Origin of the sequence: Brevibacillus sp. AY1 (assembly GCF_029870785.1) — a bacterium.
Taxonomy (GTDB): Bacteria; Bacillota; Bacilli; order Brevibacillales; family Brevibacillaceae; genus Brevibacillus; species Brevibacillus invocatus.
In genome coordinates this window covers 297,952-312,982 of record NZ_JAFLPN010000001.1, presented here as the reverse complement: position 1 = coordinate 312,982, position 15,031 = coordinate 297,952, and the positions used below count along the sequence as shown (strand labels likewise).

The 15,031-nt window shown below is 50.2% G+C and carries 14 protein-coding genes; 6 read left to right on the top strand and 8 right to left on the bottom strand.

Features of this window, described 5'->3' with window-relative positions; translation table 11 throughout:
- Positions 1 to 109: 109 nt before the first annotated feature.
- A complete protein-coding gene (locus JZI27_RS01595; protein ID WP_251244286.1) occupies positions 110 to 1,069 on the bottom strand; it encodes a tetratricopeptide repeat protein in 960 nt (319 codons plus the stop codon).
- Between the two features lie 112 nt (positions 1,070 to 1,181).
- Positions 1,182 to 1,556, bottom strand: a complete 375-nt coding sequence (locus tag JZI27_RS01590; RefSeq protein WP_251244287.1) for an ATPase — start codon at positions 1,554 to 1,556, stop codon at positions 1,182 to 1,184.
- A gap of 186 nt (positions 1,557 to 1,742) precedes the next feature.
- Here JZI27_RS01590 and JZI27_RS01585 point away from each other — a divergent pair, with 186 nt between their 5' ends.
- Positions 1,743 to 2,177, top strand: a complete 435-nt coding sequence (locus JZI27_RS01585; RefSeq protein ID WP_122908561.1) for a DUF2621 family protein — start codon at positions 1,743 to 1,745, stop codon at positions 2,175 to 2,177.
- 72 nt (positions 2,178 to 2,249) lie between these two features.
- Here JZI27_RS01585 and adhP read toward each other — a convergent pair whose 3' ends face one another.
- A complete protein-coding gene (adhP, locus tag JZI27_RS01580) occupies positions 2,250 to 3,263 on the bottom strand; it encodes an alcohol dehydrogenase AdhP (RefSeq protein ID WP_122908519.1) in 1,014 nt (337 codons plus the stop codon).
- A 236-nt stretch (positions 3,264 to 3,499) separates the two neighbouring features.
- Between adhP and JZI27_RS01575 the strand changes: the two genes are divergently transcribed.
- The 4 genes from JZI27_RS01575 to JZI27_RS01560 all read left to right on the top strand — a co-directional run bounded on the left by JZI27_RS01575 (position 3,500) and on the right by JZI27_RS01560 (position 8,696).
- On the top strand, positions 3,500 to 4,648 hold the full coding sequence (locus JZI27_RS01575) for an iron-containing alcohol dehydrogenase (RefSeq protein ID WP_251244288.1): 1,149 nt from the start codon (positions 3,500 to 3,502) through the stop codon (positions 4,646 to 4,648).
- Positions 4,649 to 4,658: 10 nt separating this feature from the next.
- Positions 4,659 to 5,972 carry a sensor histidine kinase gene (locus JZI27_RS01570; RefSeq protein ID WP_251244289.1) on the top strand — a complete coding sequence of 438 codons (1,314 nt, stop codon included), beginning with the start codon at positions 4,659 to 4,661 and terminating at the stop codon, positions 5,970 to 5,972.
- Positions 5,941 to 7,380 (top strand): sigma-54-dependent transcriptional regulator, encoded by a 1,440-nt coding sequence (locus JZI27_RS01565; protein ID WP_280206457.1) that lies wholly within the window; start codon positions 5,941 to 5,943, stop codon positions 7,378 to 7,380. The genes JZI27_RS01570 and JZI27_RS01565 overlap by 32 nt, the downstream gene beginning before the upstream one ends.
- Before the next feature lie 89 nt (positions 7,381 to 7,469).
- Positions 7,470 to 8,696 (top strand): benzoate/H(+) symporter BenE family transporter, encoded by a 1,227-nt coding sequence (locus JZI27_RS01560; protein WP_280206455.1) that lies wholly within the window; start codon positions 7,470 to 7,472, stop codon positions 8,694 to 8,696.
- 34 nt (positions 8,697 to 8,730) lie between these two features.
- On the opposite strand, the gene JZI27_RS01555 is transcribed toward JZI27_RS01560, so the two are convergent.
- On the bottom strand, positions 8,731 to 9,273 hold the full coding sequence (locus JZI27_RS01555; protein ID WP_122908524.1) for a DUF502 domain-containing protein: 543 nt from the start codon (positions 9,271 to 9,273) through the stop codon (positions 8,731 to 8,733).
- 93 nt (positions 9,274 to 9,366) lie between these two features.
- On the opposite strand from JZI27_RS01555, the gene JZI27_RS01550 reads away from it, so the two are divergent.
- Complete coding sequence (locus tag JZI27_RS01550) at positions 9,367 to 10,200, top strand: sulfurtransferase (protein WP_280206453.1); 834 nt, start codon at positions 9,367 to 9,369, stop codon at positions 10,198 to 10,200.
- Positions 10,201 to 10,538: 338 nt separating this feature from the next.
- Here JZI27_RS01550 and JZI27_RS01545 read toward each other — a convergent pair whose 3' ends face one another.
- The 4 genes from JZI27_RS01545 to JZI27_RS01530 form a co-directional block, all read right to left on the bottom strand.
- Positions 10,539 to 11,447 carry an amidoligase family protein gene (locus tag JZI27_RS01545; protein ID WP_280206451.1) on the bottom strand — a complete coding sequence of 303 codons (909 nt, stop codon included), beginning with the start codon at positions 11,445 to 11,447 and terminating at the stop codon, positions 10,539 to 10,541.
- A 234-nt stretch (positions 11,448 to 11,681) separates the two neighbouring features.
- Entirely contained in the window at positions 11,682 to 11,996 is a 315-nt protein-coding gene (locus JZI27_RS01540) for a hypothetical protein (RefSeq protein WP_280206449.1), read from the bottom strand.
- A gap of 63 nt (positions 11,997 to 12,059) precedes the next feature.
- A complete protein-coding gene (locus JZI27_RS01535) occupies positions 12,060 to 13,208 on the bottom strand; it encodes an MFS transporter (protein WP_251244295.1) in 1,149 nt (382 codons plus the stop codon).
- A gap of 179 nt (positions 13,209 to 13,387) precedes the next feature.
- Positions 13,388 to 14,986, bottom strand: a complete 1,599-nt coding sequence (locus JZI27_RS01530) for a peptide chain release factor 3 (protein WP_251244296.1) — start codon at positions 14,984 to 14,986, stop codon at positions 13,388 to 13,390.
- Between the last annotated feature and the right edge of the window lie 45 nt (positions 14,987 to 15,031).

The window sequence follows — 15,031 nt, the reverse complement described above, 5'->3', positions numbered from 1 at the left end:
GGATCATACAAGTGATTTTCATTACCAATAGCCACATACGAAGAAAGAAGCTATCCCATCGTCTCGTGACAAGGGATAGCTTCTTTTCATATTTCATACCGGTATAGCTTTATTTCCAGAACTTCCACCAGCTCTTTTTCTGTGCGGAATCGCCAGCCTGTTCTTGAGCCACTTTTTGTTCCGCTGCTGCTTCTACCTCTGCCGCGCCTGGGATACGGGCGAGAAATTGATCGACCATCGGTTTAAAGTTATCAGCCAAGTGATCTTGCATATGACGCAATATCGCAATCGCCTTTTCCTTTTGATCGGTAGCGAGCAACGCGTTGGCGTAATTAAATCCTGCATATGGAAACGGGAAATCGGGCTGCCAATACTCTTCACAAATCTGAATCAGCTGGTAGACGTATCCGGCTTGTCCTAACTCCCCTGTTACAGTCATGACTACCTCGAAGCGATCTGAAGACCCTTCAATGGCTTGCTTGTACCAGTGCATCGCTTTCAGGAGGTTTTCCTCACTCAGTGCGACTCGCGCCAAGTGCAGCTTTGGACGCCACGCCCCTTCTTTGGCAGCAAGCGTTTCCAATCTGCGTCTGAGCTCATCCTTTTTTCCGCCAGCAATGAAAGCTTGCGCGTATAAATTCAAAGCATTTTCCTGGTTCGGATCTTTGAACAAAGCTGTTTCCAGCATTTCAAAGGCTTTAGCTTCGTCACCCTCAGCTCCATAGATTTTGGCCAGGTTGGTACATGCGGCTCCTGAAGCCGGAAAACGATCCAGACAATTGATCAAAATCGTTTTGGCTCGTTCAAATTCTCTGGCTTGCATGTGGACGACAGCGCGAAAAATCAGTGCTGACTCGATGGGCCCGTACAGCTCCAAAAGCCTGTCCGCAGCGATCGCAGCCTGTTCGTTGAACTGATCCTTCGCCAGCTCCATGGCGTACTCTCGCAGCTTCTCCTTGTTGTCCCAGTATTTATCCAGGTTGCCGGGAATCACTTTTTTTTGATAATCTTCACGCGACATCTGTACGGATTGGCCCAACTCATTGGTAAACGTCACAAAATCAGACATGAAACAGCCTCGCTTTCATTTCCTACACAAATTGTATCAAGAGAATGGACGAATCCAGCAAAGAAGAACGATTTTCCCATGAGGAAAACCGTTCAGATCCGCGTCTCCCGTCTCAAATCCAGGCTTTCATGTTTACTTTGCGGATAAATTCTTCCATTGATTCCTTGACGGGTTCGTCATTAGCCGTTTCCGCCTCCTGCATGCCCAGCAGTTGACGAAATAATGCTTCGTTGCGTTTTGCCAGCGCGTAATCGAGCAAAGCCTCGCGGGATACTCTCTCAGCCTCCTCTTCCAGAAGCTGCTCTTCCAGAGCGATATCCTCTTCAATAACGGGGAATTGCTTATCTATTTTAGGGATTCGCACTATCCACGCAAATGCACTGTCGGGATTACGGTCACGAGCGATCAGGTAACCGTATTCGCTAATTGGCAAACCTTGCTCAAAGGAGTCGGCCACGATGACGACACGTTGTCCAAGCTTGAACATGAGCGTCAACTCCTAAATAAGATTAATTCTTATCATACTAAATTATATGTGCGCTTGGGAAGAGAAAACCCTCGGGAAGGGCTTGCACACAAAAAGTTTGTTGTGTGAAGCAAAATGCGTTACACTTTGATGTACATGCATTTTTTTATATAAAGTGTCTGGTAAACGAGGTGTACGAGCATGCAAATGACCGCAGGGTTCTCCTTCTTTATCGTGGGTTGGACGATTGTTCTGGTCAGTCTGATGTTTATTGGCGGATACTTCATGTTCCGCAAATTTTTGAAATCGATGCCCAAACAGGATGGCAAGTCTGATCTCGATTGGCAGGATCATTATATTGATAAGACGCGCTCGCTTTGGACGGAGGAAGGGCTTGAGCTGTTGAACGAACTGGTCTCCCCCGTGCCACAGCTTTTTCGTGACGTTGCGCGGCGCTCTATCGCGGCCAAGATCGGACAGCTTGCTCTGGAAGAGAAAGCACACACCATTACAACCGATTTGATTGTCAAAGGGTACATCGTCGCTACACCGAAAAGAGATCATAAATGGCTCATTGCCCATCTGGAATCCAAGCAAATCGATTACACGCCTTATGAGAAGTATTTGAATGCTGAATCTTAGAAAACCTGACGAAAAAGCTGCCATCCTGGTTCTGTAACAGACCAGCAAGATGGCAGCTTTTTTATAATCTCTTTAATCCAGAGTCAGAACGACGCGACCGTTGATTTGCCCTTTTTCCATACGCTCAAAGATTTCGTTGATCTTCTCCAATGGCTGAGTCTCGATGATTGCTCTCACTTTTCCACGCGCTGCAAAATCCAACGCCTCCTGCATGTCTTTTCTAGTGCCCACGATGGAGCCTTTTACCGTTACTCCGTTAAGAACGGTATCAAAGATCGGGATTGGCAGGTCAGCATTCGGCAAGCCCACGACGACCAACGAACCTCCGCGTCTCACCGACTTGTACGCCTGCTCAAAAGCCTTTTTCGTGACAGCGACACTGATCGCAGCATGAACGCCACCGACTTGCTCCTGAATGGCTTGAATCGGGTCTGTTTCACTGCCGTTCACCGTTACGTCTGCTCCCAGTTCTTTCGCCAGCTCCAGTTTTTCCTGATGGATGTCGACCGCTACCACATTGTAGCCCATCGCTTTGGCATATTGCAGGGCAACGTGTCCCAGCCCGCCGATTCCGTAGATGGCCACCCACTCACCTGGCTTGATGTTTGCCACCTTCAACGCTTTGTAAGTCGTGACACCCGCGCACAGAATAGGGGCAGCATCGACGTCGTTCAGTTCATCCGGAATCCGTGCTACGTACGCAGCAGGTGCCACACAATACTGCGCATAGGCGCCGTCTGCCGAGTAGCCGCCGTTTAGCTGCTGCTGACACAAAGTTTCCCAGCCAGTGAGGCAATAGTCACATTCTCCGCAAGCAGAGAACAGCCAGGGAATCCCTACACGATCTCCGATTTTCAGTGAGGTCACCCCATCGCCGAGCTTTTCTACCACACCGACACCTTCATGTCCTGGAATCAAAGGCAGTTTTGGTTTGACAGGCCAATCACCCTGGGCTGCATGCAGATCTGTATGGCAGACTCCGCAGGTTTTGATGCGAACCAATACCTGACCATACCCTACCTCTGGCACTTCTACTTCCTTTACCTCGAGCTTCTGATTGAAACCGTTGACAACCGCTGCTTTCATCGCTGCTTCCTCCTCTTTTCTTTTTGGAATATCCGACACTCCTATGCTTTTGCAAACAGCGTGCCAAAATGAAAACGCTTTATATTTCGAATTTAGTGTGCATTTCATCGCTCTTTCCAGCCAATTTTTTGGCTGAATGGCCAAAAAAACGGCCCGACTGCCGACCTTTTGGCTGATAAAGGAAATCGACGCTATCGTGCGGTATTACTATGAAATGGAGGAAGGAGGAGCAATGTATGCAGATTTCTAAATTTATGACACCTGAAATCATCTTTGGAAATCAATCTCTTCGCCAGGTGGGGGAAAGTTTGCGCAGGCTGGGTGCGACGCGTGTGTTCATTGTCAGCGATCCAGGGGTAGAGAACGCAGGCTGGATCGAGCGTATTATCCACTATCTCGGCCAGCAAAACCTGGACTATTGCCTGTGGACCCAGATCACTGCCAATCCCAAAGACCACGAGGTTCACGCAGGAGTAGCCGAATATCGTGCCCGTGAATGCAATGCGATCCTGGGTGTTGGAGGAGGCAGTGCCGTAGACGCAGCAAAAGCGATTGCCTTGCTGGGTACCAATGATGGAAGTATCGTCCAATATGAGGGCGTCGATAAAATTGAGCATCCTTTGCCGCCTATGGTGATGGTACCTACCACAGCCGGTTCCGGCTCAGAGGTGTCGCAATTTTCGATCATCGTAGATAGTGAACGAAAAGTAAAAATGGCGATCATCTCCAAGTCGCTTATTCCCGATATCGCGATTATTGATCCGCAGACTTTGATGACCAAGGACAAGCAATTGACGGCGAACACAGGCATGGACGTCCTCACCCACGCAATCGAATCCTACATTTCACTCGCAGCCACGCCTCTCACCGAGGTTCATTCGCTGCAGGCCATGCGTTTGATCGCCAATCATTTGCGACCATCTGTGGCGAGCTGCTACAACGCAGAAGCCAAGCAAGCAATGGCCATGGCCAGCTTGCAAGCAGGGATTGCCTTTTCCAACGCCATCCTCGGAGCCGTCCATGCGATGTCTCATCAGCTTGGCGGGTTTCTCGACGCGCCTCACGGGGAAGTGAATGCGATTCTTTTGCCGTACGTGCTGGAGTACAACTATATCGCTGCCCCTGAAAAGTACCGGCAAATCGCCGAGTGTCTGGGCGAAAGCACGGCTGGCCTCAGTTCCCATGACGCTTCTCGCCTTACCTTAAAAGCTGTAAAGGACTTGGCGCGTGATCTGGATATCCCGGAGTCCCTCTCTGCCATTGGCCTGCAGCCTGAGCAGATTCCGCTTTTGAGTGAACACGCCATTCTCGACGTATGCATGACGACCAATCCCCGCGACATGAGTGCGAATGATGTTGCCGCTCTCTTTCAACAAGCACTCTAGGAGGCCATTCATGTTTGACAAACAAGAAATGCTAGAGAAGCTGACCGGCATCCAATCCTCTCGCAAAAGCTACTACACAGAGCTGAACTATCTGGTTGAAGAAATGAAAAAGAAGAATAGCCAGCTCGCTGTGATCAACCAGTTGACGCAAATCCAGATCAATGCTTCCTGGCCTGAGACAAGCATCTACATCGCTTCCCAGCTGAAGCAGATTCTTCCCTTTAAGCATTTTGCCCTTTCCCTGGTGAAAGGAGGCACGCGTTCTACCTATCTTTCCCGCTGGAATGGAACCGAATGGCAGTGCCAAACCTTGATCGAAGCCGCATCTGCGGATATGTCGCTGAACCAGACTAGGCTGCATGCATCGCTGCAGGAGGTTCTCATCGATCACGCCGCTACTTCTGTTCCCTTGCACAGCCCACGCCAGCAAAATTTCGGCTTTCTGACGATTCTCCATCAGAAGGAGGAGCAGTTGTCCGGAGAAGAATACGAATTGTTTCTCCTGACAGCAAGCCACATCAGCGTTTGCGTGGAAAATATCCTGCTCTTTCAGGATGTCCATGAGAAAGTCAAAATCGAGGCCCAGCTGGTTCAATCCGCTAAGATGGCTGCCATCGGTGAAATCGCAGCAGGCATTGCTCATGAATTGAACAGTCCCTTGACGGCCATTCTCGGCAATTCTCAGCTTCTGTTGCGGGAAATGGGGACTAGCTCTGCCACTCCCCTGATGAATGACATCTACCGCTGCGGCGTTCGGTGCAAAAAAATCATTCAGAACCTCCTGACCTTTTCGCGTCAGGAAGAATATCAGTTTGAAATCGTCTCGATTGATGATGTGGTGGAAGATGCGCTGGGGCTGATTGGCTACCAGCTTACCGTCTCGGGATTAGCCGTACACTTCGAGGCATCCCCATCTCCTCTTTCTTTCTACGGCAGCCGCCATCAGATCGAGCAAATTATCATCAATCTGCTGCTAAATGCAAGAGATGCGCTCGCTGGCAAGGAAGACCCGCAAATCACGATTCGCTCCTTTCATCACCAGGAAGATGATCGTTCGTACGTCGGCCTTTTCGTTCACGATAATGGCAGCGGCATCTCGCCTGATCATCTTCCGCAAATCTTTCAGCCTTTCTTTTCTACCAAGGAGCGCTCAAAAGGAACCGGTCTGGGCCTGTCCGTCAGTCTGGGCATTGCGCTTGCCCACGGAGGAAAACTCACGGCTGAGAGCGAAAGCAGCCACTACAGCAGGTTCACGTTGTTGTTGCCACAGTTATCGGATGAGGAGGTACATGATGACGAAGAAACGAATCCTGATCGTCGATGACGAACACGAGGTTACGTCCTTTTTCACCTATTTTCTCCGGCAGAAAAACTGCGAGGTGACCGTCGCTCATACGGGCAAGGAGGTGGATCGGCTGCTGCATGAACCGTCCACCGGATTCCACGCTGCCCTGCTCGACCTGAAGCTGCCCGATGCCACGGGTTTAGATTTATTGAGGCGGATCAAAGCCGTATACCCATCCTGCGAAATCCTGATCATGACGGGCTACAGCACCATCAAAACAGCCGTAACGGCGATTCAGTGGGGAGCCAAGGACTACCTGGAAAAGCCGTTTGATGACCTCGATAGTCTGGAGCGGATCATCGACTCGCTGCTGGAAGCATCGGTCCATCAGGAGAATGAGCTTGTCCGCGAAGCCGCTTCATTTGGCATTGTATACGCTCCAAGCAGTCCGATGGCCAAGGTCGCTGCGATTGCAAAAAAATTGGCGCCAAAAGCCATCCATGTCTTGATCGAAGGAGAAACCGGAACAGGCAAGGAACTCATGGCCCGCTTTCTCCACGGAGCCAGTTCGCGATCACAGCAGCCTTTCGTTGCATTCAACTGTGGGGCGGTACCTGAATCCCTGTTGGAAAGTGAACTGTTCGGCTATGAAAAAGGTGCGTTTACCGGTGCTTTGAAGTCGCGAAAGGGCTTTTTTGAGCTGGCACACAATGGGACACTCTTTTTGGATGAGATCGGGGAAGCCCCGACCTCGATTCAGGTCAAGCTCTTACGTACGCTGGAAACAGGAGAATACATGCGAGTGGGCGGCGAGCAGGTCGCGCAAAGCAACATCCGTTTTATTTCTGCGACAAACCGCAATCTGGAGCACGAAGTAGACATGAACCGCTTTCGCCGAGATCTGCTCTACCGTCTGGAAGGCATCAAGCTGACGATTCCTCCCCTGCGTGAACGAGTCCAGGATATCCCGGCAATCGCTCATGCTTTTTTGGAGAAGCGAAGCCGCGAGGATTGTGAGATTGATTCGGAGGCCATGGAGCTTTTGCAGCAATACGCTTGGCCCGGCAACGTCAGGCAGCTCATCAATGTATTGAATCAGACGATGGCCTTGCACGAATGTCAGGTACTGCGATTAGAGCATCTGCCGGCCAGCATACGTGAGCAGGCTATTGGTCAGAGCCAGGCTGCATCACAGTTGTCTGAGACCATCCAGCATATCGATCTGGAGTGTACACGATTTGTCGAGTCGATTACCCGACATGTGAAATCTATTGAGGAAATCGATTTTGATTACCTGATCAAACGGATTAAACAGCTGGAGACAGAAGTAGGAAGGACCATCATCGAAAAAGGACTGGCGGAGACGAAAGGCGACAGACAGCTGCTGAGCAAGAAGCTGAATATCACCAAGCGCACGATCCGTTATATATTGAACGAAAAAGCCTAGAATTCTTCAAGCAAACCCATCAACATGCAGGTATAATGAAAGGCAATCATCCAGAATTGTCGATCAAATTTGCGAAAGGGGAACCTCTCTTGTCTTCACGCCTGCGCCAACTTCATAATGATTTTTCACTATCCGCCTTTATTGTCGGGCTCATCGCGACCATGGTCTCCTATGCAGGCCCGTTACTGATCGTCTTTCAGGCTGCCAAAGTAGCTGGACTCAGCGAAGCGCATCTTTCCTCCTGGATATGGGCCATCTCCTTTGGGACGGGCCTTACTGCCATCGTGCTGAGCATCTGGTTCAAGGCTCCAATCATTACAGCTTGGTCTACTCCAGGGGTTGTGCTTCTTGTGGCGAGCTGGTCCGCCTATTCCTTTTCCGACGCAATCGGGGCGTTTTTGTTCGCAGGACTCGCCATTACCCTGCTCGGCATATCCGGTCTCTTTACTAAAATCATGAAGCATGTACCCCAGTCTATTACCACAGCGATGCTGGCGGGGATCCTGCTCTCTTTTGGAGTCCAGGTATTCGTCTCCATGCAAGATTTCCCTGCACTCGCCATCGCGATGCTTCTCACCTATCTGCTCGCCAAGCGTTGGACGCCTCGCTATGCTGTCGTTTTTTCCTTGCTCGTCGGTGTAGCGATTGCGTTTGGCTTTGGACGTATGCATCTGGATCACATCCAGGTAAAACTGGCAGAGCCGATCTTTACCATGCCCACCTTTTCACTGGATGCGATCATCGGACTGGGCATCCCCTTGTTTATCGTCACGATGGCTTCGCAAAATGCCCCTGGCATGAGCGTGCTTAAAGCAGATGGCTACGATACACCCGCCAGTCCTCTCATTGCGACGACCGGACTCGCTTCCTTTCTGATGGCTCCCTTCGGCTCGCACGGGATCAACCTGGCAGCCATAACAGCTGCCATCTGTACAGGTAAAGAAGCACATCCCGATCCGGATAAGCGATATATTGCCGGCATATCCTCTGGCTTGTTCTATCTCGTATTCGGGATGTTTGGAGCGACGATTGCTTCGGTCTTTTCTGCATTTCCGAAAGAGCTGACAGCGGTTATCGCCGGACTCGCGCTATTTGCATCCCTGATCTCCAGTCTGACTTCAGCCATGAGCGAGCCTTCTCATCGTGAAAGTGCGCTGATTACCTTTCTCGTCACGATTTCTGGCATGTCCATCGCAGGTATTGGAGCAGCGTTCTGGGGCTTGGTCGCAGGTGTTGTCACCAACCTGATTCTCAATGGTGATGTGCGTCGTTGGTTCACAAACGCGAAACATAAAAAAAGCTCGACAGAATCATAAGAGGGCTGGGAAACATCTCCCAACCCTCTTTCTTTTATTTTCCAGATACCCCTCCGGATACGAGAAACGCCATGACCTCGGAGCTGTCTACGTCCAGGATTTGAACCTGTTCCACGGGAAAGATCAGCAGATTGCCTGCAAAATTATACGATTGTGGCAGATATACCGCCACGTGATCGGTAAGCCCAAAGGCTTCCAAGTCTTCTTTCGTAATGAATCCGATGGCCTTGGGAAACCCTTCCTGGGACAAAGTCACGAGAACTGGTTTATCAAAGCTCTTTTTCTCCCCTACAAAAGCGCCGATCAAGTCCTTGATGGAAGTGTAAATCAGCTTGATAAAAGGAACCTTTTCAAACAGTTGCGAAATCAGCGACATCAAGCCTTGTGTGAGCACATTGGACGCCAGGAAGCCGATCACAAAAATTCCGACAATCGTCAAAAGAAAACCTACTCCGGGAATCGGCAGGTTCAGCCAGCTGTCTACGGTAACAAAAATTTTGTAAAGGATGAAGACCGTAACCGCAAGCGGGATGACATAGAGCAATCCTTCTAAAAAATATCGGATGGCGCGCTTCATTTGTCTCTCTCCTTTTTCTATAGCTGCTTCAATTATTGTACCTGATTGAATACGCATCTGCTATGATGAAGAAAAACGAAAGGTGGGAGATTTATGCAAGCTATGGTTAGCCCTGAGTGGCTGCGCGCGCATCTGCAGGACGAGCAACTGATTATTGTAGATTGCCGCTTTGTTCTGGCTGATGCGGATGGGGATGCGGGAGAAAAAGCATACAGAGAAAATCACATTCCGGGAGCTTTCTATTTTCATTTGAACCGCGATCTGTCTGGCAAGAAACAGGAACACGGGGGACGTCATCCTTTGCCGGATATCGATGACCTGGTCTCCCTGTTTTCAAGCGTAGGGATCGACAAGACCAAAACGGTCATCGCGTACGACGATCAGGAAATGGCAATGGCAGGTCGTCTATGGTGGCTCTTGCGCTATCTCGGACACGACAACACGGCTGTCCTCGACGGTGGCTATGCCGCTTGGAAAAAGGCTGGCTATGAAGTCACTGCAGAACTTCCTACAGCGACCGCTTCTGCCTTTGTTGCAGATGTACAAACAGAAATGCTTGTCGGCGTCCAAGGGGTAAAAGAACGCGGTGAACAGACGATTCTGCTCGATTCTCGTGCTGGTGAACGCTATCGCGGCGAACAGGAACCGCTCGATCCCAAAGCCGGCCACATTCCAGGAGCGCTCAACTTCTTTTACAAGGACAACCTCACTCCTGAGCAAACCATGCAAGCGGTGGACAAGCTTCAAGATCGGATCGCGCCTTTTGCCGACAAGGAAATCATCGTCTACTGCGGCTCTGGCGTGACCGCATGCTCCAACCTGCTCGCGCTGCACTCGGCTGGGAGAACGGATGCCAAGCTGTACGCAGGAAGCTGGAGTGACTGGGTATCGTATGCGGACAATCCGGTAGCAACGGGGGAAGAGTAAGAGCCGAGAAATTTCGTCAGACATGGATCAGAGGGCTACGACAGGTTGCCGGCTGGCAGGCTGTTGCAGTCCTTTTTGAGCTTTCCCTTCCATAGCTTGCAAACCTGAAGCCGGAGAAAAAAGCTACAGGAACTCGGGAATCTTAACGATTTGTGTTAACCATGTGCCAATTTTATTAGAAAACTTGGCTACGGCCAAGCTTTTGGCGGAGCCTTAGTTGCACTTATACTATCTTCCGCTAATCTTTTTAGCGCTTTAGCGCACTTAAACTTTCCGATAGTATAATAAAAGCCTTCCGTCCCTTTAGACGAAAGGCTTGTAGCTATACCTTAATACCTCTACTCCTTAACCTGCCGAACCATTTTCCATCCTTCAGAAGGTGGTTGAACCACATATTTGAAGGGCTTCCCCTCCTGATCCTCAATCGCGATCAAGATACCATCTGGCACCGGTAAAATTTGAAGGATTTCCCCATCCTTTACAAGCTCACCCGCCAATTGTTTGACAGCCGGAATCAGGCCATCTTCCAACCAAAGCCTTTCCTGATACCAGCGTGGTATGGGGATGGGAGCTGGATATCCTCCAACCGGAGCCCCTAGTTCGATCGCCATTTTTCGCGGGTCGCAGGAAAGCTTGCGCCCCTCGCCGATTGCGGCAACAAAGCGAAGGCAAAACTCAATGGTATTCATGATTTCTGCTTCGATCAGCGATCCATTTGCATAACGAATCTCTACTGTCCCAATGTCAAACCAGGCAGCTGTGTTGATTCCGCACCTGTGGGATTGAGGACGTCCTGGACGAAGAACCGCTCTTTCAGATGGTTTGTCGACATAGCGCTTTCGTATGTCCTCTGTTACCGGCGGGCAATAGATCGTTCGATGCGGGCTGGTTTGCAACAACGACTGCATGGTTTCTTGGTACAAGAGCGCTGCTTCTAGTAAGGGGAGAATCATTTCTTGTCCCCATGCTTCCAAATCAATGTGGACATGAAGCCCGCAGCTCCAATTCACCCATGCCCCTTGAGCATGAAGCCGGTCAAGCATGACTCGAATTTGGTCACGTTCCTCCCACAATAGCGGTGGCGGCTTTAACTCACTGCCAGATTCTTCTCCTGTTTCGTCGATCTGCCGTTCATCCAACGAGACCACCCAACCAGGCAACAACTCCAGACTTTCGGGGTCACCACCCACAAACTCCATTTCCACCCCAAACCTTATCTTTTTCCAATCGATCGATTTTGGCCACATGTCGAACATCCTCTCGTTTTCATAGAATAATCCTTTTGTTTTCTGAAACGAGAGGAGGTGGAGCACGAGATTACCAGGGGATTCTTTCTTTTATCATCGGGTTTCCTCCGTACATTTTAATTTTTCACAGCCCATTCCATGGAATCCATCCTGCTCTTGATCTGGAGCATCGCTTCGCGTGTTATGGTTTCCCCAGCTGCAATACAGCACGACGCATCCCTGAATCCGATTTGATTAGCTGTAGGCCACCTCTGACGGTGTCATGTAATCATGTCTTCCCATACAAAAGTAAGCTGGGACGTCCAGCTTCGGAACGGTATCTGCCAGCTTGACACCTTTTGTCTGAGGAAGAATGGCATTTCTTGAAAATGCATCCCCCAAGGCAAGCCTGATTCCATCTGCCCAGGAATACTCAGGCAGCGCCCCTCCATTCTCATCCGTCAAAGCAGGTGTCCAGGTCGGAAAATTGAGACAGAGGATGAGCAGGATCAGACAAGCCGTTATTCGCCTCATTCGTTTCCATGCATTGGTCGTTTTTCCCGTCTTCATATCGCCATTATAAAGTCGATAAGGCGTTGAAACAATAGGAAGGAAGTGAGCTTCACCCTGCTACTACCTCGGCACGCTGCTAACAAGCCAGCGATGAATACCTCCAATCAGGCACGCCCCAGCTGTCACAAAAAATGCGATGAAGTAGGAGTGATGCCAGTTGCCAAGCAATCCTGCAATAATCGGGCTAATAACAGCTCCCAAGGAAAGGACGGCTGAATAGACGCTGAAGACACTCCCGTACAATTCTCTGGGCGAGTGGACCGTCAAGATTGTGGCAAGGGCTGGAAACAAGATACCGAAGCATCCCCCCATGAAAAACATCATCACCTGGATCGGCACTGGCAGGCCAATGGCTAATACATACAGCAAGAGGCTAAGAACCCCGAAAGAAGCAAAAATTCGATTCTCGACCGATACTCGGTACAGCCAGAACTGGCTCAGAATGGCCAACGTACCCAGACCCTTCAGACTGAACAAAATTCCTGTAACTGCTGGAGAGAGTCCTTGCCGCTGGATCAACAACGGAACCTCGTAAATAATCGTCCCTTGCGCATACAGAACGGCGAAGCCGCCTAAAAATGCGGGATACAGCATTCTGTTCTCAAACACGGCAACCAGACCCTTGTTTCCGGTCATTTGCGCTTTTGGCTGATACGCCATCCCGCCCTCCACTCGCTTGGGCAACACCAGCCATGCGAATACGCCGACAGCAATCATCAGATAGCCAAGGATGACGAAGGACTGTCCATAGCCAAACTGTACGGCCAAAAAGCTTCCGACCGCTGGAGAAATGATTCCGGCTGAAGTCAGCACCAATCCTTTTTGCCCCATCAATTTTCCCTGCTCCAGCTCAGTCCTGCCTGTCTCTCCCAGCATCGCTGAACAGGCAGGTGATACAAAAGCCATCAAGAAGCCGAGCATCAGGCGAAAAGCAAAAAAACCTTCCGTGCTTTTGACGACCCCTTGGCCGATCAGCATAAATCCAGCCAGTATCAAACCGCCACCGATGAACCACTTTTTCGGAAAACGGTCCAGAAACGGCCCGGCCAACAGGTTGCCTGTCAGGTTGCTTATGGCATATGCGCCCAGGACAAAGCCGATCACGGCGGCAGATACCCCGAGAATATTCAAATACGGCGCCAGCAACGGCGTCTGGGCATGCATGTCAAAGGCTACGACGAACAGCACGACAAACAGGAGAACCCTCATGGTATCCCCCTCCTCTCCATGATCGACCGATCTTTGTCCCAGTATATGAAGAGAGTCGTCCAAGTAGGATAAAAAACCTTTCACAAGCTTAGTGCTTATAGATTCCTACACGTCAAAAAAACAAAAAGAGCCTCGCAGACAAGTGCGAGACCCTCTTTTCATAGCATGGTAAGTCCACTTTAGGACATATTGGGTTTCAAACCAAGTGAGCTTTCGTGGAACTTGACGTTTGGATATTTATCCACCGCCACGCGCAGCTGATATTCACTTTCAAACAGCATGACCGGACGGCCATATCGGTCGGACACGATCTTGTTTTTGAGGGCGTCCAGAGCCGATTTTTCCCCTTCCAGCCAACGAGCGATCTGGAATGGCATCCGGGTCAGCATGATATCTACACCGTACTCTGCCTTCAGCCGGTATTCAAGAACCTCGAACTGCAAGACCCCGACTACGCCCAAAATCAGTTCTTCCATCGGATAGGTACGGAACAGCTGTACCGTCCCTTCTTCTGTCAGCTGCATGATTCCTTTTTGGAACTGCTTGTGCTTCATGGCATCCTTCACCATGACCTTGGAGAAAAACTCCGGAGAGAAGTGGGGCATTTCTTCGTATTCAAAGGTTTGCCCCACACACAAGGTGTCTCCGATCTGGAAAATGCCCGGGTCAAACAAGCCGATCACGTCGCCAGCGTAGGATTCATCGACAATCTCCCGGTCTTGTGCCATAAACTGCACAGGCTGAGCCAGCTTGATATCCTTGCCGAGCCGTACGTGCTTCACCGACATCCCCCGCTCAAATTTGCCGGAACAAATCCGCAGGAACGCGATACGGTCACGGTGAGCAGGATTCATGTTCGCCTGGATTTTAAAAATAAAGCCGGAAAAGAAATTAGACTCTGGATCAATCAAGCCGGCCGTGCTCTTCTTCGGTGATGGCGGCGGCGCCATTTGCAAAAAGTTGTCCAGAAAGGTCTGTACACCAAAGTTGTTGATCGCACTGCCGAAGAATACAGGGGTCAGCTCTCCTTTGTTGATCAGCTCCATGTTGAACTCGTCTCCAGCCACATCGAGCAAAGAAATCTCATCCTGAAGCTGCTGCCAGAGGTCTGCCCCGACACGCTCGCCAATAAGCGGGTCTTCTGCTCCTTCTACTGGAAAGAAGGAAATCTCGTCATGCTCGGAGTTGTTTTGGTACAGCTCCACGCGAGATTTGTGGCGATCGTATACGCCACTGAAGTAGTTCCCCATGCCAATCGGCCAATTCATCGGGTATGAACGAATGCCCAAGACGTTTTCCAGCTCCTCCAAGAGCTCAAACGGATCCTTCCCGTGACGATCCAATTTGTTGACAAAGGTAAAGATCGGGATACCACGCATCCGACAAACCTTGAACAGCTTGATCGTCTGGGCCTCCACCCCTTTGGCTACGTCGATGATCATTACCGCCGCATCAGCAGCAGTCAAAGTCCGATACGTATCCTCACTAAAGTCCTGGTGACCAGGTGTATCCAATATATTGATATGGTGACCCTTGTATTCAAAATCCATCGCACTGGAGGTGACGGAGATTCCACGTTTTTTCTCGATATCCATCCAGTCAGAGGTGGCATGCTTGGAGTTTTTACGTCCTTTCACCACACCCGCTTCACGGATGGCTCCACCGTAGTAGAGCAGTTTTTCTGTCATGGTCGTTTTACCCGCGTCCGGGTGGGAAATAATGGCGAAGGTACGCCGCTTTGCAATCTCATTTCCCCATAGTGGATTGGTTTGACTCATCTTCATTCTCCTGTCATCGTCATTCGTATTCGCAGCCTCATTTTA

Excerpts from the sequence above, each read along its gene's own strand:
- JZI27_RS01550 (WP_280206453.1), top strand. The coding sequence starts at position 9,367 with ATGCAAGCTATGGTTAGCCCTGAGTGGCTGCGCGCGCATCTGCAGGAC.
- JZI27_RS01535 (WP_251244295.1), bottom strand. The coding sequence starts at position 13,208 with ATGAGGGTTCTCCTGTTTGTCGTGCTGTTCGTCGTAGCCTTTGACATG.
- JZI27_RS01575 (WP_251244288.1), top strand. The coding sequence starts at position 3,500 with ATGCAGATTTCTAAATTTATGACACCTGAAATCATCTTTGGAAATCAA.
- JZI27_RS01590 (WP_251244287.1), bottom strand. The coding sequence starts at position 1,556 with ATGTTCAAGCTTGGACAACGTGTCGTCATCGTGGCCGACTCCTTTGAG.
- JZI27_RS01570 (WP_251244289.1), top strand. The coding sequence starts at position 4,659 with ATGTTTGACAAACAAGAAATGCTAGAGAAGCTGACCGGCATCCAATCC.
- JZI27_RS01545 (WP_280206451.1), bottom strand. The coding sequence starts at position 11,447 with ATGTGGCCAAAATCGATCGATTGGAAAAAGATAAGGTTTGGGGTGGAA.
- JZI27_RS01595 (WP_251244286.1), bottom strand. The coding sequence starts at position 1,069 with ATGTCTGATTTTGTGACGTTTACCAATGAGTTGGGCCAATCCGTACAG.
- adhP (WP_122908519.1), bottom strand. The coding sequence starts at position 3,263 with ATGAAAGCAGCGGTTGTCAACGGTTTCAATCAGAAGCTCGAGGTAAAG.
- JZI27_RS01585 (WP_122908561.1), top strand. The coding sequence starts at position 1,743 with ATGACCGCAGGGTTCTCCTTCTTTATCGTGGGTTGGACGATTGTTCTG.
- JZI27_RS01540 (WP_280206449.1), bottom strand. The coding sequence starts at position 11,996 with ATGAAGACGGGAAAAACGACCAATGCATGGAAACGAATGAGGCGAATA.
- JZI27_RS01555 (WP_122908524.1), bottom strand. The coding sequence starts at position 9,273 with ATGAAGCGCGCCATCCGATATTTTTTAGAAGGATTGCTCTATGTCATC.
- JZI27_RS01565 (WP_280206457.1), top strand. The coding sequence starts at position 5,941 with ATGACGAAGAAACGAATCCTGATCGTCGATGACGAACACGAGGTTACG.
- JZI27_RS01530 (WP_251244296.1), bottom strand. The coding sequence starts at position 14,986 with ATGAGTCAAACCAATCCACTATGGGGAAATGAGATTGCAAAGCGGCGT.